24 protein-coding genes are annotated in these 17,288 nt (G+C 63.3%); 20 read left to right on the forward strand and 4 right to left on the reverse strand.

Annotated features, from left to right (window positions below):
- From SAJA_RS14400 to SAJA_RS14480, 17 genes are all read left to right on the forward strand, one after another.
- Positions 1-699 (forward strand): TIGR03747 family integrating conjugative element membrane protein, encoded by a 699-nt coding sequence (locus SAJA_RS14400; RefSeq protein WP_123659371.1) that lies wholly within the window; start codon positions 1-3, stop codon positions 697-699.
- A 7-nt stretch (positions 700-706) separates the two neighbouring features.
- Positions 707-1,201 carry an integrative conjugative element protein, RAQPRD family gene (locus SAJA_RS14405; protein WP_123659372.1) on the forward strand — a complete coding sequence of 165 codons (495 nt, stop codon included), beginning with the start codon at positions 707-709 and terminating at the stop codon, positions 1,199-1,201.
- A complete protein-coding gene (locus SAJA_RS14410) occupies positions 1,198-1,431 on the forward strand; it encodes a TIGR03758 family integrating conjugative element protein (RefSeq protein ID WP_184999920.1) in 234 nt (77 codons plus the stop codon). Before SAJA_RS14405 ends, SAJA_RS14410 begins: the two co-directional genes overlap by 4 nt.
- Before the next feature lie 19 nt (positions 1,432-1,450).
- A complete protein-coding gene (locus SAJA_RS14415) occupies positions 1,451-1,864 on the forward strand; it encodes a TIGR03745 family integrating conjugative element membrane protein (RefSeq protein ID WP_123659374.1) in 414 nt (137 codons plus the stop codon).
- Positions 1,865-1,877: 13 nt separating this feature from the next.
- Positions 1,878-2,261: a TIGR03750 family conjugal transfer protein gene (locus SAJA_RS14420; RefSeq protein ID WP_123659375.1), complete on the forward strand. Its 384-nt coding sequence runs from the start codon at positions 1,878-1,880 to the stop codon at positions 2,259-2,261.
- A complete protein-coding gene (locus SAJA_RS14425; protein WP_123659376.1) occupies positions 2,258-2,947 on the forward strand; it encodes a PFL_4703 family integrating conjugative element protein in 690 nt (229 codons plus the stop codon). The genes SAJA_RS14420 and SAJA_RS14425 overlap by 4 nt, the downstream gene beginning before the upstream one ends.
- Positions 2,948-2,991: 44 nt before the next feature.
- On the forward strand, positions 2,992-3,858 hold the full coding sequence (locus SAJA_RS14430; RefSeq protein ID WP_221180270.1) for a TIGR03749 family integrating conjugative element protein: 867 nt from the start codon (positions 2,992-2,994) through the stop codon (positions 3,856-3,858).
- On the forward strand, positions 3,848-5,293 hold the full coding sequence (locus SAJA_RS14435; protein ID WP_123659378.1) for a TIGR03752 family integrating conjugative element protein: 1,446 nt from the start codon (positions 3,848-3,850) through the stop codon (positions 5,291-5,293). The genes SAJA_RS14430 and SAJA_RS14435 overlap by 11 nt, the downstream gene beginning before the upstream one ends.
- Entirely contained in the window at positions 5,259-5,753 is a 495-nt protein-coding gene (locus SAJA_RS14440; protein ID WP_123659379.1) for a TIGR03751 family conjugal transfer lipoprotein, read from the forward strand. The genes SAJA_RS14435 and SAJA_RS14440 overlap by 35 nt, the downstream gene beginning before the upstream one ends.
- Entirely contained in the window at positions 5,750-8,623 is a 2,874-nt protein-coding gene (locus tag SAJA_RS14445; protein WP_123659380.1) for a conjugative transfer ATPase, read from the forward strand. Before SAJA_RS14440 ends, SAJA_RS14445 begins: the two co-directional genes overlap by 4 nt.
- Complete coding sequence (locus SAJA_RS14450; protein ID WP_123659381.1) at positions 8,620-9,207, forward strand: hypothetical protein; 588 nt, start codon at positions 8,620-8,622, stop codon at positions 9,205-9,207. Before SAJA_RS14445 ends, SAJA_RS14450 begins: the two co-directional genes overlap by 4 nt.
- 10 nt (positions 9,208-9,217) lie before the next feature.
- Positions 9,218-9,616, forward strand: a complete 399-nt coding sequence (locus tag SAJA_RS14455; RefSeq protein ID WP_184999921.1) for a TIGR03757 family integrating conjugative element protein — start codon at positions 9,218-9,220, stop codon at positions 9,614-9,616.
- A complete protein-coding gene (locus tag SAJA_RS14460) occupies positions 9,613-10,569 on the forward strand; it encodes a TIGR03756 family integrating conjugative element protein (RefSeq protein WP_123659383.1) in 957 nt (318 codons plus the stop codon). Before SAJA_RS14455 ends, SAJA_RS14460 begins: the two co-directional genes overlap by 4 nt.
- Positions 10,570-10,579: 10 nt before the next feature.
- Positions 10,580-10,894 (forward strand): hypothetical protein, encoded by a 315-nt coding sequence (locus SAJA_RS14465; RefSeq protein ID WP_123659384.1) that lies wholly within the window; start codon positions 10,580-10,582, stop codon positions 10,892-10,894.
- Between the two features lie 131 nt (positions 10,895-11,025).
- Entirely contained in the window at positions 11,026-12,468 is a 1,443-nt protein-coding gene (locus SAJA_RS14470) for a hypothetical protein (RefSeq protein ID WP_184999922.1), read from the forward strand.
- Positions 12,452-12,829 carry a hypothetical protein gene (locus SAJA_RS14475; RefSeq protein ID WP_123659385.1) on the forward strand — a complete coding sequence of 126 codons (378 nt, stop codon included), beginning with the start codon at positions 12,452-12,454 and terminating at the stop codon, positions 12,827-12,829. Before SAJA_RS14470 ends, SAJA_RS14475 begins: the two co-directional genes overlap by 17 nt.
- 12 nt (positions 12,830-12,841) lie before the next feature.
- Entirely contained in the window at positions 12,842-14,350 is a 1,509-nt protein-coding gene (locus SAJA_RS14480) for a conjugal transfer protein TraG N-terminal domain-containing protein (RefSeq protein WP_123659386.1), read from the forward strand.
- Between the two features lie 25 nt (positions 14,351-14,375).
- Here SAJA_RS14480 and SAJA_RS14485 read toward each other — a convergent pair whose 3' ends face one another.
- On the reverse strand, positions 14,376-14,879 hold the full coding sequence (locus SAJA_RS14485; RefSeq protein WP_184999923.1) for a DUF3742 family protein: 504 nt from the start codon (positions 14,877-14,879) through the stop codon (positions 14,376-14,378).
- 138 nt (positions 14,880-15,017) lie between these two features.
- On the opposite strand from SAJA_RS14485, the gene SAJA_RS14490 reads away from it, so the two are divergent.
- The 3 genes from SAJA_RS14490 to SAJA_RS14500 are packed head-to-tail and all read left to right on the forward strand — an operon-like array spanning position 15,018 to position 15,855.
- Complete coding sequence (locus SAJA_RS14490) at positions 15,018-15,272, forward strand: type II toxin-antitoxin system Phd/YefM family antitoxin (protein ID WP_123659388.1); 255 nt, start codon at positions 15,018-15,020, stop codon at positions 15,270-15,272.
- A complete protein-coding gene (locus SAJA_RS14495; protein ID WP_184999924.1) occupies positions 15,269-15,697 on the forward strand; it encodes a type II toxin-antitoxin system VapC family toxin in 429 nt (142 codons plus the stop codon). The genes SAJA_RS14490 and SAJA_RS14495 overlap by 4 nt, the downstream gene beginning before the upstream one ends.
- Positions 15,694-15,855: a hypothetical protein gene (locus tag SAJA_RS14500; RefSeq protein ID WP_184999925.1), complete on the forward strand. Its 162-nt coding sequence runs from the start codon at positions 15,694-15,696 to the stop codon at positions 15,853-15,855. The genes SAJA_RS14495 and SAJA_RS14500 overlap by 4 nt, the downstream gene beginning before the upstream one ends.
- 96 nt (positions 15,856-15,951) lie before the next feature.
- On the opposite strand, the gene SAJA_RS15630 is transcribed toward SAJA_RS14500, so the two are convergent.
- From SAJA_RS15630 to SAJA_RS14515, 3 genes are all read right to left on the reverse strand, one after another.
- Positions 15,952-16,248, reverse strand: coding sequence for a type II toxin-antitoxin system RelE/ParE family toxin (locus SAJA_RS15630; RefSeq protein ID WP_123659389.1), 297 nt, complete (start codon positions 16,246-16,248; stop codon positions 15,952-15,954).
- Positions 16,238-16,477, reverse strand: coding sequence for a type II toxin-antitoxin system ParD family antitoxin (locus SAJA_RS15195; RefSeq protein WP_184999926.1), 240 nt, complete (start codon positions 16,475-16,477; stop codon positions 16,238-16,240). The genes SAJA_RS15630 and SAJA_RS15195 overlap by 11 nt, the downstream gene beginning before the upstream one ends.
- A gap of 513 nt (positions 16,478-16,990) precedes the next feature.
- Positions 16,991-17,227 carry a hypothetical protein gene (locus SAJA_RS14515; protein WP_123659391.1) on the reverse strand — a complete coding sequence of 79 codons (237 nt, stop codon included), beginning with the start codon at positions 17,225-17,227 and terminating at the stop codon, positions 16,991-16,993.
- Between the last annotated feature and the right edge of the window lie 61 nt (positions 17,228-17,288).

A 17,288-nucleotide genomic window follows, 5' to 3' on the forward strand; every position in this document is an offset into this window, starting at 1 on the left:
ATGACCACGTCCCGTGAGTCCCATCCGGCGAAAAAACGCCCGACCTGGTTCGGTTGGGCGGTCGGGTTGCCCTTCCGGATCGTCGCTGTGGTCGTGGTCTCGATCCTGACCTCGATCGCGGTCGAATGGGTCGGGATCTATGGCGGCTGGTGGGCCCAGCCGGGCGCGGGCCACGCCCAGGGGGTGCTCACCCACGAGCTCGGCTGGATCGATACCCAGTTCACCCGATCGCTGATTTTCTCCCATCCGGTCGAGATGGCCCGCACGGTCATCACCACGGTCTACGACGCGGTGTTTGTCTGGACCGGCATCGCGCCTTGGTTAGGCGCGCACACGAGTAGCGGCGGCGTCTCGCAGACGATCGCCACCTACGGCCAAGCCGGCATCGATGTGTCGCTCGTGGTCCTGGTGCGTGTTTTCATTCTCACACTCACTGTGCCCCTGTTCGTGATGGCCGCGGCCGTCGGCATCGTCGACGGTTTGGTCCGGCGCGACCTGCGCAAGTTCGGGGCCGGCCGCGAGTCGGCGTTCATCTATCACCACGCGAAACGACTGACCGGCCCGGTGTTCATCCTCGGTTGGCTCATCTATCTGTCCGTGCCGTTCTCGGTCAATCCGAACACGTTTCTCGTGCCGTGCGCGGCCCTGTTCGGCCTGCTGATATCGGTGACGACCGGCTCGTTCAAGAAATATCTCTAGGCCGGTCATGACGGCGTTTGGCGGCCCCGGAAAAATTACGACAACCGCGCGCGGAATTTTTCCGCACACCGCGCGAGTGCTTTGTAACGATGCGCTCGACGCTTTGCCATCGACATCGAACGAGGCCGACGACGTGACTGATCGCAACCGATCCAGAATACGGCTTGCTCTGACTGCTGCACTGACGCTCGGTGTGATGGCGCCGGCCAGTCTGTTTCAGGCCGCAAGCGCGGCCGAGCCGCGCGATCCGATCCAGCGCGAGGACATCGCGCTGATCGAAAAACAGTTGCAGCGCATTGATTGGGTCATCAACCGCCTAGCTGCGCGACAGGATCAACAGTCCGGTCGGCGCGTGATTCTCGATGTCGACCGGTTGCGCTCGGATGTGAATGACATCCGTAACGGCCTGCGCGCGTATCTCGCCCCGCCGCGGCTGCCGCCGCGACAGCCGGCGCCGCTGTCCGGGCAATACCTGGCCCGGCATTCCGGGGCGAACCCGTGAGCCCGACCGCGGCCTTCGACAACGCCGCCGGCGGTTCGACATCGACCATCGCGGTAATCGCGGTCGGCGTAATCGCCACCGCCGTCTTGCTCTGGGCCGGCTGGGCCCTGTTGTCGGTGTATCTCGGCTGGGCACGAACCCGCGTTGATACGCCCATCGCACAGCGCGCCGTGGTGCGCATCGTCGCGCTGACCCTCGTGATCCTCTGGATCGCGCTTTCCAACCTCTGATCTACGGGAGAACCGCATCATGCAACGCATCACCCAGCTCACGGCTTTTTTCCAGCAACTGGCCCTGGCGCGAACGCTAGGCAACGCCGTATGGCAGGTCCGGCGGCGTCTATCGATCGCGTTTCTGGCGCTGGCCACCCTGCCCCAAGTGGCCCTGGCCGATCTACCCAGTATCGAGCAACCGAGCAACGGCGGCGGAGGCGGCAGTCTCTACGACAACATCCAGGGCTATCTCGCCGACGCCGCGGTCCTGCTCGGCCTGATCCTGACCACGGCCGGTTTTCTGGTGGTCGCCGGCAGTGCGCTCGGCAAATTCCGCGAAGCGACCAAGCGCGGTGAATGGGGCGAGTTCATCACCGTGGTCGTGGTGGGTGTCGTGCTCGTCGTGATCCTGATCTGGCTCGCCAACAAGGCAGCCGACATTCTGGCGTAAGTCGCTGACTCTTATGCCAGATCAACACACTATCACGTTCGTGCCAACGCGGCTCAACAAGGCCCCGATCGTCTTTCGTGGCATGACGGGCCGCGAGGTCGGCCTGGTGTCGATCGGCGGTCTTTTGGCCGGCATCCCGCTGGGCCTGATCGGCTGGTGGGCGATCGGCATGATCGCGATGTTGCCGACCGTGATGTTTGGGTTCTCCGGCATCGCGGTCTGGTTTGGCGGCACCCTCATGCGTCGGTTGCGCCGCGGCCGGCCCGAGACCTGGCTGTATCGCCGCCTGCAGTGGTTCGCGGCCCAGCGCGGTTTCAACAGCGCCGGCCTGATCATCCGGACCGCGACCTATCGGGCCCGCCGCGATCGCAGTTTTCATACCGGAGATCCCCTGTGAGCAAGTTTCGCCACGGCAACGCCTCCCGCGACGCCCATATCAATTCGCTGCGTGTGATCATCGCGGTGCTGGCGATCCTTTTGTGCGGTGCGGGCTACGGCTGGTATCAGGCCCCGCAGAATCTGACCATCCACAATCCGCCGGATCTGCGCTCAGGCTCGACCCGTAAGTGGTGGGAAGTCCCACCCTCCACGGTCTATTCGTTCGGTCTGTATATCTGGCAACAGATCAACCACTGGCCCAAGGACGGCAAGGTCGATTACAAGGCCAATCTGCAACGCTATAGCGCCTATTTGACGCCCAGCTGCCAGACCCAGCTCGCCCGCAACTACCAACGGCGCGTCCATCGCGACGAGCTCGATGATCGCGTGCGCACGCTGCAGGAGATCCCCGGCCACGGCTACCAGCCGGACGACGTCACGATTCTCGATCGTGATCATTGGGTGATCTCGCTCAACGCCGAAATCAACGAATACCTGCGCGGCACGCCGGTCCGCGATCTGTATATCCGTTATTACCTGCGGGTCGTGCGCGCCGACGTCGATCCGGAAACCAATCCCTTCGGCCTGCGACTGGATTGCTTTGCCAAGCCGGCGGTGCGCCTGACCTGGCCGCACAAGACACCGGATTCCGAGACCACCGACATCAGCCCGGCCGAGGCCGGTACCGAGGAGGATGCATCCTGATGCAACCCGTCCACTCAATCGATCGCGGCCACTGGCGCGCGCTGTTGGGCGCGCTCGTGGCAAGCCTGATGGCGGTCACGAGCGCCCACGCGACCGATATCCGCCACTGGAAGCGCGAGCCGATCGACATCAAGCTGCCGGTCGGCACCGAGCGCATCGTGGTCTTCGGTCATGAAGTCCGCGTCGGCCTGCCGCCCAACATCGCCAATCCCAAGGTTCTGCGCGTGCAGTCGACGGGCGGCGCGGTGTATCTGAAAGCCAAAAAGCCATTCGATACGCAGCGCGTCCAGGTCCAGGACATGCAAACCGGCCAGATCCTGTTGTTCGATTTGTCGGCCGTTCCGCAGGCGAGTCACGAGACCGTGAAAATCCAGGTCGATCGTGATTCGACAGCGACCTCCAGCGGTTCCGGCGACTCCGATCAGGCGACAAGCGATTCAGTGCAGCACAAACCGGTACCGGCCGAGGCGTTTCCCGGCGGCTCGATTCACCAGGGCGCGCCGATACCGGTGGCGCTGGTCCGGCATGCCGCCCAGGCGTTGTATTCGCCGCAACGGATCGTCGCCGGATCCAACCGCATCCATCGGATCGCGGTTGAACACCGTGGTATCTCCGGGTTGTTGCCGGCTTATCCAGTGGCCGCCAAACCGCTCGCCGCCTGGCGCGAAGCGCCCTACACGGTGACCGCGATCGAAATCACCAATCGCGATCCCAACCGAACGTTCCGATTGGATCCGCGCAATCTCGCCGGCGACTTCTACGCGGCCAGTTTCATGCACGACACGGTCGGGCCGGCCGGTCGGCTCGCCGATACCACGACACTGTTCACCGTCACGAAAAACGGCGCATTGGCCGATGCGTTGACGCCCCCGGCCGGCGACCTGGCAACGGAGGCCGACGATGCAGATTAAGTCCAACGCGCTGCTCAAGTTCGGCGTGCCGGTGCTGGTTGGGATCGGCGTGGTCCTTGGTCTGCGTTCCTGCCTGCACCACGACAGCGACCCATCAACGACAGCCGACACCAGCCAGCCAAAGGCCACGCGCCAGCTGACCGAGAGTGAACGCAACATGCTCGGCGTCGAGGCGGACAGTCCCAAGGACACGGTCTCGACGCTCGTTGCCAAATACCAGCAGATGCAGCAGCAGCTGGAAGACTCGCTGCAGCAATCGGAAAAACTGCGCGAGCAGAACGAACAGCTGGCCGAGGACAAACGCAATATACAGGGCGCCATCAGCAATGCCCTGGCCAAGCAGCAATCGGAAAGCCGACATCAGCGCGACTCGCTGGTGGATTCGTTGACTCGCAAGATCTCGAATCTGAAAGCGACGATCGATATCGGGTCCAACGACGACAACGGACAGAATAATGATATGCCGGTCGGTCTCGGTCTGCACGGCGAGAAACCGGCCGGTACGGCCGGCGGTCTGTCGTGGGTCAATCCACTGGAAGTCAGCGCTGCGAATTCGGGTGCGACGGACGGCAACGGTGGATCCGACAACGGCGGCTCGGCGTTTTCGACCGCGTTCGCCTCCGGCAAGCAGGCCGTGAAGTCAGCCGGCGCGCAGGCCGACCAAGCACTGTCCGGCAACGACAACAAGGCGGCGGCCGGCACGCCGGTCTATACCGTGCCGAAAAACGCGACCCTGGTGGGCTCTGTGGCCATGACGGCCCTGCTCGGCCGCGTGCCGATCAACGGCTCGGTGACCGATCCCTACCCGTTCAAGGTGGTCATCGGACCGAAGAACCTGACCGCCAACGGCATCCAGCTGCCCGAGCTCAAGGGCGCGATCGTGTCCGGGACCGCCACCGGCGACTGGACGCTGTCCTGCGTGCGCGGGAAAGTGAAATCGATCACGTTCGTGTTCGCCGACGGCACGGTACGCACCGTGCCGAAGTCGGATGAGCCCGGCGAAGGCGGCTCGAATGACAGCGACGATGACGATATCGGTTATCTGTCCAACCCCCAGGGCGTGCCCTGTGTCGCGGGTACGCGCAAGACCAACGCGCGTTCCTACATTCTGACCAGCCTGCTGCTGTCGGCCGGTGCGGCCGGCGCCAATGCCTATGCCGGTGGCGAGACCACCACCAGCGTCTCGGGGCTGGGCACCACCACGGGTGTGACCGGCAACGTCGGCAAGTACATCGCCGGTTCCGCGGCCTCATCGGGTCTGAACGAAGTCCGCCAATGGATCCAGAAGCGCTTCGGCCAGACCTTCGATGCCGTCTATGTCCCGCCGGGCCAGGCCGTGGCGGTGAACATCGACAAGCAGCTGCCCATCGACTACGAACACCCAGGACGGAAGGTGCATTATGCGCATCCCGCACGCTCGAACGGCCTCGATTAGCGGGCTCGCATTGGCCGCGGCCCTGGCCGTGTCCGGATGCGCGACCTCGCAGGATGAACTGTTACCGACCAATGGCACGACCATGGCCGGGATCTGGCAGCGCGCAACCATCGGCAGCGGTGTGACGCGCCGTGCCGGCGACAGCGACGGTGATCACACCACCGATCTGCAGCATGCCCGATCGGCGCTGCGCCGGCCAGTTGCGCCGGCGAATCTGATCGCCGAGCGCAGCGCCTATACGCGCACCGCGGCCAACGAGATCCACAGCCAGTTTTCGCGCCTGCCGAATCCGGATCTGACGCTCTATATCTTCCCGCATTTGTCGGGCGGAACCAGTGAACAAGTGCCGATACCCGGCTATACGACGATCTTTCCACTGTATGACCGGCCGCACTATGGCCAGCCCGGCGAGCGCACCGCTTATCAGCCGGTGACCGACCCTGGGAGCGCCGCGCGATGAGCACGCCCGTCGATGCGTTGCTTGGCCCCCTTTTTAAGTTGTTGCCGAGCAATCGATCCCAGCAGGATTCCGATGCCGGCGGCGAAACGCCGCAGCCGGATCCGGTCGACGACTCGAACGGTCAGCGCGGCCAACCGCGGGGCACGCCGGTCACGCGCGGCGAGATCAAGGACTCCTACGAGCGCGGGCCGTCGTTTTCCCGCTATCTGCCCTTCGTGGAATACCTGCCTGATTCCGGCTGTTTCCTGCTCGAGGACGGCGTGTCGGTCGGGGTCGTCGCCGAGATCCGGCCGGTGCCCACCGAAGGCCGCTCGCAGGATGCGCTGTCGGCCGTTCGCGATCAGATCGAATCGGGCTTCCAGGACGCCTTGCCCGAATACGACAACCATCCCTGGATCATTCAGATCTTCGCCCGCGACGAGATCGATCCGACCCACGATGTAAACGCGTTGCGGGCCCATACCGCGCCGCATCTGGCCGATGATGCGTTCACCCAAGCCTGGCTGGATGGCATGGCCGATCATCTGCACACGATTTCCCGGCCGGGTGGGATCTTCCATGATGATCAGATCACGAACACCCGCTGGCGCGGCCAGACGCGCCGCGTGCGGCTCCTGCTCTACCGCTGGCTCGGTTCAAGCAATGATGCACCGGTCGCCGAAGACGAGGCCAACCGGGTCTATGACCGCCTGGCCGCCGCCTTGTCCGGCTCGGGCGTGCATATCGATCGCATGGACGGCGCCGCGTTCCACCACTGGCTGTTGCCCTGGTTCAATCCGGCGCCGGCCTCCGATCGGCAGAATCCGGATCCCTTCTATCAGCGTGTCGCCTACCCCGGCGACGACGAGATCGGTCAACTCGCGCACTACGATCTCGGCGAGGACGTGATCCACAACAATCCGGTCGGTGATGTCGAGTCCGGGGTCTGGACCTTCGACGGCCTGCCGCATCGCGCCATTCCCGTCGAGGAAATGCGCCGTGCGCCCGATATTGGCCATATCACCGGCGAGATGGCGCGCTCCAGGGGCCAGGCCTACAACGCGATCATGGATCAGCTGCCCGAAGACACGATCATGGCGCTCACGATCGTGGCGACGCCCCAAGAGCCGTTGGAAGATCATATCAACCGGCTGCGTCAAAAAGCGGTGGGTGACAGCGTCAAGGCCACCCAGGTGCGCCATGACTGCGACAAGGCACGCGAAATGCTGGCCGAACAGCACAAGCTGTATCAGTACGCCCTGACCTTTTTTATTCGGGGTGATAACGACGCCGATCTGCGACGCCGCACGCTCACGCTCACAACACAGCTGCAACAGGCCAAGCTCAAGCCGGTAGCGGCCGAGGATGAAGTCGCACCGCTGAACACCTATCTGCGCTGGCTTCCGATGGCCTATGACCCCGCCGAGGACAAGCACGGCTGGTATACCCAGCTGGCCTATGTCCAGCATCTGGCCAACTTGACGCCGTTTTTTGGCCGCTCGCGCGGGACCCAGCATCCGGGGCTGTCGTTTTTCAACCGCGGTGGCGGTACGTTCTCGTTCGATCCGCTGTCGCTCGACGATCGCGCCAAGAACGGCCACATGTTCATATTCGGGCCGACGGGCGCCGGCAAGTCGGCGACGTTGAATGCGATCTTTTCCCAGGTCATGGCGCTGCGCCGCCCGCGACTATTCATCATCGAGGTCGGTAACTCCTTCGGCCTGCTGGCAGAAGATCTCGAACGCCACGGTCTGTCGGTGAACAAGGTGCGCCTGGCGCCGGGGGCCGCCCCGCCGCTGCCGCTGTTCGCCGATGCCCATCGCCTGCTCGAGGCGGATGCGGCCCAGGCGCGCAGCGTCTATGACCGCGCCGACGAACGTCACGCGGATGAGCCGGCGGTCGTCGAGGTGGATGACGAGGACGATGAAGCCGAACGTGACCTGCTGGGCGAGATGGAGATCACGGGTCGCCTGATGATTACCGGCGGCGATCCCAAGGAGGAAGCCGAGTTCCGCCGGGCCGATCGCCGCCTGGTTCGGGATGCGATCTATCGCGCGGCCCGCGCGACGTATGAGGCCGACCGACAGTGTCTGGCCGAGGATGTACGCACCGCGCTCTACGACATCGCGCGCGACCCGGATTTGCCCGAGGCGCGACGCGCCAAGGCCCATGACATGGCCGAGTCGATGGGCCTGTTCTGTGACGGTTTCGACGGTCAGGTCTTCAACTCGCCAGGCCAGGCCTGGCCCGAGTGCGACGTCACCGTGGTCGATCTGGCCCATTACGCTCGCGATGGCTACGAGGCCCAGCTGGCGTTGTCGGTGATCAGTCTGACCAACATCATCATGGGCATCGCGGAGCGTGACCAGTCATCGGATCGCGCCATCATCCAGGCGATCGACGAGGCTCACGTCGTGACCGTAAACCCGCTGCTCTCACCCTATCTCGTCAAGGTCGGCAAGATGGGCCGGAAATTGGGGTACTGGATCTGGCTGGCCACCCAGAATCTGGAAGATTTCCCGGATGCGGCCACGCGCCTGCTCAACATGATCGAGTGGTATGTCTGCCTGGTGACCCCGCCGGATGAAGTCGAGCAGTTGGCCCGCTTCAAGACCCTCACCGAGGATCAGAAGGGCTTGATTCGCTCGGCGACCAAGGCCCCTGGCAAATACACCGAAGGCGTCGTGTTGGCCGATCGCCTCGAGGCGTTGTTTCGGGTCGTGCCGCCGAGTCGCTATATGGCGCTGGCCGGTACCGAAAAAGAGGAAAAAGCCGAGCGCCGCCAGGTGATGAACGAGCTCGGCTGCAGCGAACTCGATGCCGCACTGCATATCGCCGCGACGATGGACGAGGCGCGCGGCATGAAGCCGAAAACCCAGGGAGACCCATGAATCAAGATCGACCCGACGCGCCCCAGGCACGCGCGCCGTTCAAGGCGGTTAAGGGAAAATACGGCGTCAAGTTTCGCCAGGCGCCGCCACTCGGACAGACCGGGCCTGTGCTCGAGCTCGAGCACACCGGCCACGATCACGTCGTGCTCGATGTGCGCGAACGCTATCGGCTCGCCAGCGGTCGGATCGGCTCGCGCCACCCGGTGCTGTTGGCCTTCAACAGTCACCAGGCGGTCGAGCTCGGAGGTCTGTTGTTCCATTTCGTCGATAGGCACCTGCGCAACGACGCCGAAGCGCCCTTTCATCACATCGTCACGACGCCCGAGCGGGCGGCGTGTGGCCCCAACTGGCTGATCGAGGATCAGGACACCGCGCGCGATCGGCTGGGCCGCCGGCGATCGCGCGCCCATGTCCTGGGCCTGACGCAGCGTTTTCTCGAGGTCTGCGAGGACGAATCCTTCGTCAAGAAAGTCTGTATGAATCTGGCCTTGTGGGCCAATCGATCCGGGGACGCCTTTGCTGTGGCCAAAGCCGAACAGGCGCTGTACCAGATGGCGATGGTGCCCGACGCGTTTGGGAACTGATGGGGCAATGATGACACGCGTTGTTTACGCAATCACCGGAATCGCCCTGCTGGCCGCGGCGTCCGCGGCGCTGGCCGGTACCGAGGTCTTCACCGTCGCCGGCGTGCCGGTGACCCATGTGCCGGACAACGCGACGGTGGTCGAACTCGACAAGCCGTCCCGGCTCGACAAGCAGCTGTCACAGGGCCTGCCCGACAAGAAGGATACCGCAGCACGGGCGGTCCAGAAACGCCTGGCCGGCTTCAAGGAAGCGTATGGCGAGGCTTATAGCGGGCTCATGCGGGCCTGGCGACTCGGTGTGACGAAAGTACCGGCTGTGGTGGTCGACGGCACCTACGTCGTCTATGGCCAGCCGAACGTGACGGCCGCGGTGGCCGAGATCCGCCGGGCCGAAACCAGGGAGAAATGATCATGAGACAACGACGTGCTCCGATTCTGCTGTTCGCCGCGCTCACGCTGCTCGTGAGTGCGAGCGTCGTGCCGCGGCCGGCCCAGGCCATCGATACCGGCACGATCGTCGCATCGGCGGCGTCCTGGGATTGCCTGGATTACCAGGTGACCGGCGTCTGCGTCTGGCTGACCTGTACGCCGTTCGGTTGCTATACGCAGACCAGCGTCAAGGTCAAACACTATAGGCCGGATCTCATGGTCTCGGTTTATCAACAGACCGGCGATAACCCGTGGTCGGTTATTTCGCCGTTGGCCTCCCCCAATTTGACGGCCAAGACCGGCGGGGATCGCACCGAAGGCCGCGCGGGTCGCGACCACAGCAATTTACGCTTCAAGAACGCCGACGCAGTCGGCCATCCCGCCGCAGCCGGCTTCGATCTGCTGTCGAGTGTGGGGTACACCTGCGAGTCGTCGGCGACGCCGATGCAGCCCTATTTCCTGTCGGTATTCGACTCCCTGGCCTGGCGTGAGGGGGTGCCGGAATCGGGATATCCCGAAGCGCTGACACCCGGCTCACGAACCATCGGCCAGGTTGGTGACCAGTGGGGCCACGTCTATCCGCGCTCGGGCTTCGTCACACAGAGCAACGACTACAAGGCCGCGGCCGTGATCGCCCAGCGCGTGGCGGATTTTGTCACCCGGCAAGACCAGCCGCATGTCTATACGCCGCTACAGGGACACGAAAAGCCGGGTTACTGGCCGCCCGGTCCGGTCGTCGAAGGCGACGCGTCGACCGGCACGTGGCAACGGCTGCAGCCGAGTCTGACGAAGTCCTGCTCGGTATTCCCCGATCGCGGTATCGCCGCTAGCTATGCCGATGTGCTCGCCGACGACGGCGACTACGTCTGGGCGCTGTGGCGCCCCTATGAATGCTGCCCGCGCCGCGGCGAGGAACTGATTTTTGCCAGCTAGGGAGACAACAATGAATAACGACACTCATTTGGGTCTGCGCACGGCTCTGATGACAATGCTGATCGTCGGCATCGCATTGATGGCCGGTTGCGGCTCCGATGTCGGGCCGTCGGTCGACGAAGTGCGTCCGGATCTGCAGGACCGGATGGACGCGCGGTTCCACGGCGTGATTCGGCTTCTGGATTTTGAGAACGCCCAACGCAAGGCGCTTAGCGAGGATCGCGTGCAATTTCACGTCAGTACGACCTATGTGCTCGATGAAGATCGCCTTGACGCCCTGCAGAAGAAAGAACACGCCCGTGGACGGCTTTTGGTACCGACATGAGTTACGGCGTGACCAAAAGAGCCCGCCGTCTGTCCGGCAGCCACGATCAAGTGACGTGCTTTACAAGCGCACCGGACAAGACATCTGGCAACTCGCCGGGCTGGCGCCCGGCTATCAATAGAGGTGTCGCTATGTCATTCATGACGCGTATCGCGATCGCCGGTCTGCTGTTCGGTGCCCTGTATCTCACGGTGCCGATGACGGCCTGGTCGGCTGCCGGCGACGATCTGTACTACCAGATCGGTGGCGGGGGCCCGGTGAGCGCGTCGGCCGGCCGCGGTTATCAGCCCGGCCAACTCGGTCTGGGGATCAACTGGAATCAGGGCTCGGCCTGCAGCGGGCTCAATCCCCAGGCGACAGTCGCCAATCAGCTGAACGGCGCGACCCGCGGCTTTCAGAACATGATGGGCTCGGTGGTGCAGAACGCCACGGGCGCGGTCGCGGCCCTTCCGGCGATGATTATCCAACGCGCCGCGCCGGGTCTCTATGATCTGCTGTCGAACGGCGTGCTGCAGGGGCGATTGGACTTCAACAAGGCCAAGACTTCGTGCAAGGCCATGGCCAAGCGCGCGGCCGATGCCATCACGTCCGGCGGCTGGCAGCAACAGGCCCAGGCCGAGAATTGGCAGCAAACCGCCGCGACCAACGGTGACGCGGTCGCCGCCGAGCAGACCGTCGAGTCGCAAGGCGGCGACAAGGGCGTGACCTGGGTGGGCGGCGAAAAGCGCGGCGGCATCGCACAACAGCCAGTCGAGGTTACACATGATACGGCTGTCGCCGGCTACAACATCCTGCACGGTCGCACGGATCCCACCAGCACGCAGCCAGTCTCCGGTGGTGGCCAGGGCTGGGGTACTGTGCCGACATCCAGCGGCTCATGGCCCGGCAGTGGCGGTTCGGGATCGAGCGGCGGTGCCGGCGGCGTGGGCAACGGGTGTCACGGCGGCATGTGCACCGTCTGGGGCTCGCCTACCCAGGCGGCGCAGTGGATTACCAACGTCGTCGGCGAAAAGGAAATCAAGACCTGCAGCGGCTGCGAGAAGGTGCAGTCGAAGTCCGGTGCCGGCCTGATGCGTGCCCTCGAGGACCAGCAGGACAAGATCGAAACCAAGCTGACGGCCATGGTCAACGCCAGCCAGCCGATCACTGATGCCAATCTGCGGGCAGTCTCGGCCGGCGCGACGCTGTCGATGTCCCGCGGTGTCATCAAGTCGCTGCAGCATGATCCACAAGGCGAGCTCCTGACGCATCGGCTGGCATCCGAGATGGCGTTGGCGCGCACGCTCACGCAGGCCCTCTGGGCACGGCGGATCATGCTGGCCGGCGCGGACGAGCCCGGTATTGCCAACAACAAGGAGGGTCAGGATGCCATCAACGGCGAATTAACCCATCTCGACCGCGGTATCGAGGCATTGCGGACCGAAATGGAAGTCCGTCGGTCGCTGGCCCACAACGCCGCCACAATGGCCCTGACCCGCAACCAGGGCCGCGCCGATCGCGGCGCGCCCGCCAACACGGACGCAGGCAATCGCGAGATCGACACTCGAGACGCTATCGATGGCAATAACCAATAAAACCAGCCGACTCGGCGCCTGGGCGGTCTTTCTGATCGCCTGGGCTGCGGTCATCGTCGCGGCGCTGGTGATCGTCGCGGTCGGCGTGTCGATGGCCGGCGGCGCGGTCGGCTTCCGCGACTGGCTGGCCCGCATCGCTCCCTACGCCCTGATCTGGCGTGTTGGCGTCTATGCCGTCGTCGGCACGCTCTATATCACCCGATGGCGCCCGCGCTTGCGCGCCGCCCAGCAACGCCAGACCGATGGCGGCGAAGCGGCTCACCAACGACTCGTTCGTGTCGAGCGGATGTTGCTGGTGGTGATCGCCGTGATCGAGGCGGCGAATCTGCCCGATCTCATCGGCTGGATGTCGGCGGGCTAGCGGAGAACCGTCATGAGTGTGGATCTGAGCGTATTCGACTATTTCGAGAACGTCGTGCTGATGCTCGGCTGGATCGTGAACAACGCGATCTGGGGCGTTCTCAACAAGACGATGCTCGCCGCGGTGCCCTTTGCCGCGCTCATTATCCGTGAGTGGTATACCGCGCGGCGTGAAGGCGAGGACGAGGGCAACAAGGGTCTGCTCTCGCTCAACCGGATCGAGACCACGCTGTACGCGATGCTGCTGGTGTATGCGTTCGCCGCGGTCCCGCTGCTGAGCGTGCAGTTCGCGCCGGCGAATTACGATCAACAGCACTATGAGCAATGCGGCGTGAAGGTGGCGGGCAACGGCACGTCAACTGGCGCCGGGGCGTCCTTGGGCGGCAAGACGGCCGATATTCCGCTGTGGTGGGCGGTTGTCCACGCGGTCTCGAACGGTATCACCAACGCCGCGCTGGCCGCACTGCCCTGTAATACCGACTATCAGTATCTGCGCACCGAACTCGATCGCACGGCGATCCAGGATCCGACGTTGCGCAGTGAGGTCGTGCGGTTCCAGCGCTGGTGTTATGGCCGCTCCCGGACCCAGCTGTTTCGCAAATCCGCCCGTCTGGACGCGGCCACAGCCAAGGATACCGACTGGATCGGGTCGCATTATTTCCTGAAAACCGCCGGCTACTACGACAGCTTCCAGTCGCATCGTCCGGTCAAGGGGTTTGCCTACAATGCGTCGCGGGACTCCGGCTTCGGGACGGGACCGTCGCAAGGCGGCTATCCCACCTGCAAGCAATGGTGGACCGCGTCCGGGAACGGGCTCAAGGCTCGCCTGTACGATCAGATCGATACCCGCCTCTGGCAGAACATCCATGCGGCCTTCACGTCGTCGACGGCCGACGACTATGCCATTCGGGCCCTGCTGAACACGCATGGCGGCATGGCCAACGGCAATTCGGGCAGCGATGTGATCTCGGGTTCCGGCGGCGGCAATGGACTCAACAGCACCGTGGGTACGGCGGTCGGCATGTTCGGGGCCGGACTGGGCTGGCTACCGGCCGAGGGCATGAAGGATGTCGCGGCCCGGGCCATGCCCATGGTCCAGTACCTGCTGATGATGGCCATGGTCATCGCCATGCCGGTCTTGATCGTCATTTCCGGCTACAGCGCCAAGGTCGTCGGGATCCTGACCTTTTCCTACTTCGGGATGGCCTCGCTGACGTTCTGGTTCGGCTTGTCACGCTGGCTGAGCAACAACCTGGTGGACATGCTCTACCAAAGTAATGCGGCCAAGCTCGGTTTTATGGCCGGCCTGGGCAATGCCTACGATATCTCGGTTCTGACCCTGGTGCAGGCGACGATGGTGGTTGTGTTACCCACCGCATGGCTCGCGATGTTGGGTTGGGCCGGTGCTGGGGCTGGTAGCGCGATGGGCACCGCAATGGGACAAGGGAGCAAGGAAGCAAGTAGTGCCGGCAAACAAGGCGGCCAGAAGGCACAAAGTAAAGCGTCAGGCGGGAAGCTGTAGATACAACAGCTTCCCTTAATTGATGCTATTCATTCTCGTCGCCATCAACGCGCCAGCCCCCCATATAATAACCAGGACCTTGCCACCCGAACTGCCAACCATCTTCATCACTTTCATCGGTTGCAGTTTCAGGAATCCCGTTCTTGAGCATCAGGCCCAGAAGCGCTGCGACCGCAAGGACGATGAGAACGACCTGCCAGTGCATGACGGCCAGGACGACCACCATCGCGGCGAGTGCCGCGGCGATGCCGATCGTGGCTCGCTGGCCAAAACCGTGGCGATGGATGGCATAGGCGATCATCGGTACGACCGTCAGGGCCGCGCCGGTGGCCAGGAAAGCGCTCAGGCTGTCGAACGCACCGATCAGGCCGGCGCCTTCGGCCCGCGGATCCAGCAGCGCGGTCAGCACGCTCAGCAGGATCCAGGCGACCATGCCCACCGTGCCGGCACCGAGCCAGCGCATCATCGTCCGGACAGACGACGTCGGGTGCCTCGCTGCCGGGTTCGTCTGCGCACTGTGAGTGGCCATGATCGCCTCCGACCTTGATGCTTTCTCGATAAACAGCGTAGCGCTACAGCGACAGGGGCGCAATTTCGCCGCTTGCGTTATCATCTCCTGCCACTATAGTAACATCACTACATAGGGGCCAAGTTTTGAGGTGATGCCATGACGATTACGACTGTGAGTAGCCGCGACTTGAACCAGGATGTTACCCGTGCCAAGAAGGCGACTGAGAATGGCCCGGTATTCATTACGGATCGGGGAAAGCCGGCGCATGTACTTTTGAGCATCGAGGAATACCAGCGACTCACCCACCAGCGTCGCAACATCGCGGACGCGCTGGCGATGCCGGGTGTTGCGGATATCGAATTTTCGCCGCCGCGAGTAGACATCGAGACCCAGCCGGCTGAGTTTTCATGATGTACGTCCTGGATACCAACGTGGTATCCGAATTGCGGAAAGTGCGTTTGGGCAAAGCCGATTCCGCCGTCGCGGCGTGGTCGGAAAGCGCCGATGCTGCCGCCCTTTTTATATCGGCCGTCACCGTGATGGAGTTAGAATTAGGCGTCCTGCGAGTCGAACGCAAGGATGCCGAGCAAGGCCAGCTACTGCGCGCCTGGCTGGATCAACATGTCCTGCCGGAGTTCTCGGACCGGACGTTGCCGGTGGATACGGCCGTGGCGCGTCACTGTGCCCGACTTCATGTGCCCGACAAGCGCGGCGGGCGGGATGCGCTTATCGCCGCGACCGCCCTTGTACATGGCATGTCGGTCGTGACCCGTAACGTCGCCGATTTCGAGCCGACTGGTGTCGGTTTACTGAATCCGTGGGAGTTTGATCATTGAGCGAAAATACGCGGAATGATCGGCTTAGAACGCTTGACGATGCGATCAACCGTGGATTGGCCGATGCTAATGCCGATCGCATTCAGCCAGCCGAGGCAGTGTTCGATCGCCTTGAGCGTAAATATCAAGCACAAGCCGGGCCCGACGCCGCTGAATGATCGTCGAGACGGCCAAAGGCGATCTGGAAGCCATCGCGGCAACCCTCTTCTCCAACTGCCTAGCATAGCTGGCGGTCGGTAGGGGCGCCTACGTTTTTACAACCGCATCTTCGGATCCATGGTCGCATGCAGTACGCGCACAATTTCCAAATCCTCGACCCGCATGCGATACCAAACGATATGCGAGCCCATGGGGACGCTGCGTAGACTCGGACGGATCTCGTCACGCACTGGGCCGAGCGCCGGATTCTTGCTCAATTGCTCAAACCGACGATCCAACTCATCCGAATAACGTAGCCACTGCTCAAGTCCCCACTGCTCGACCGTATACTGCCGAATCTTCCGCAGGTCCGTCGCCGCGGCCGGCGACAGTCGAATGGGCCTAACCGGCATCCAACTCGGCTTTCAAGCTGCGCCAATCGGTATGTTCACCGCGGTCCAGTTGGTCGATTCCGATATCGAGCTCGGCGCGCAGCGCGGACAAGTGCGTTTCCCGGTCTTCCATTTGGCGTAGTGATTCGCGGATGACTTCGCTGGCGTTGCTATAGCGGCCGGTGGCCAGTTGTCTCTGAACAAATTGCTCGAAGTGAGAGCTCAAGATCACGCTGGTAGTGCGCGGCATGGCATGACCTCGTTTCAAGTGTGTTATCAAATAGTACACCGATGACTGGCCGGGTGCGAAGTGCCTCGGACCGCGCCCAGCCGTATACGTCTTGGGCGGGCGAAAGACCGCCGCCGAACTAGCCACCCCGCAGGTCTGAACGACACCATCGCGTGCCCGCCGCATGCGGCTATCGCGGGCGAGTTGCCCCGTCCCCTTCCTTCGAACCCACGCGCCGTCAGGCGCGCATTCTTGGTGCGATACGCCGCGGGGATCGAGCCGACGGTCCGTTGTCGAGGGATTCCCAAACGGTCGATTCGGCTTAGAGCCCGGCTTCGTTCAATAACGCCAAGCACTCGGCCCGCTGGCTCTGCAGCTTCCTATACACGTCAGGATCGTCGGATCGGACGTCGAACGTCTTGTGAAAGTCTCGCCGGGCCGAGCGCCGACTGTCGCTGCGAAACCAGACGATCGCGATCGCAACCGCTACGACAATGACGACGATGGTCTGTAGTGCCGTGCCGGATTACTCGCTCAATGCGCCAGAAGGAAAAGCGCAATCGCCACGGCTATCGCGACGAATGCGATGGCCTTGCCGATACGCGGTCCGGTTTCACGCGGCTTGACGCAGTTCTGATGCGCCTTCGTTCCAGCCGCGGCGGCCGTCGGATCTCGCACGCGACCGAGATTCTTTCGGAACGCTTCGGGATCGTCAGCGAACTCGGCGAGCTTGCTGACCGGAACCAGTAGGCGCTTCTTTTTATAGCTCATGGCGTTCGCGTGAGCGGGCTTTTTCGTCTATTAAACCAACAACGCATTGTCACTTTCGATC

This window comes from Salinisphaera japonica YTM-1 (assembly GCF_003788585.1).
Lineage (GTDB): Bacteria > Pseudomonadota > Gammaproteobacteria > Nevskiales > Salinisphaeraceae > Salinisphaera > Salinisphaera japonica.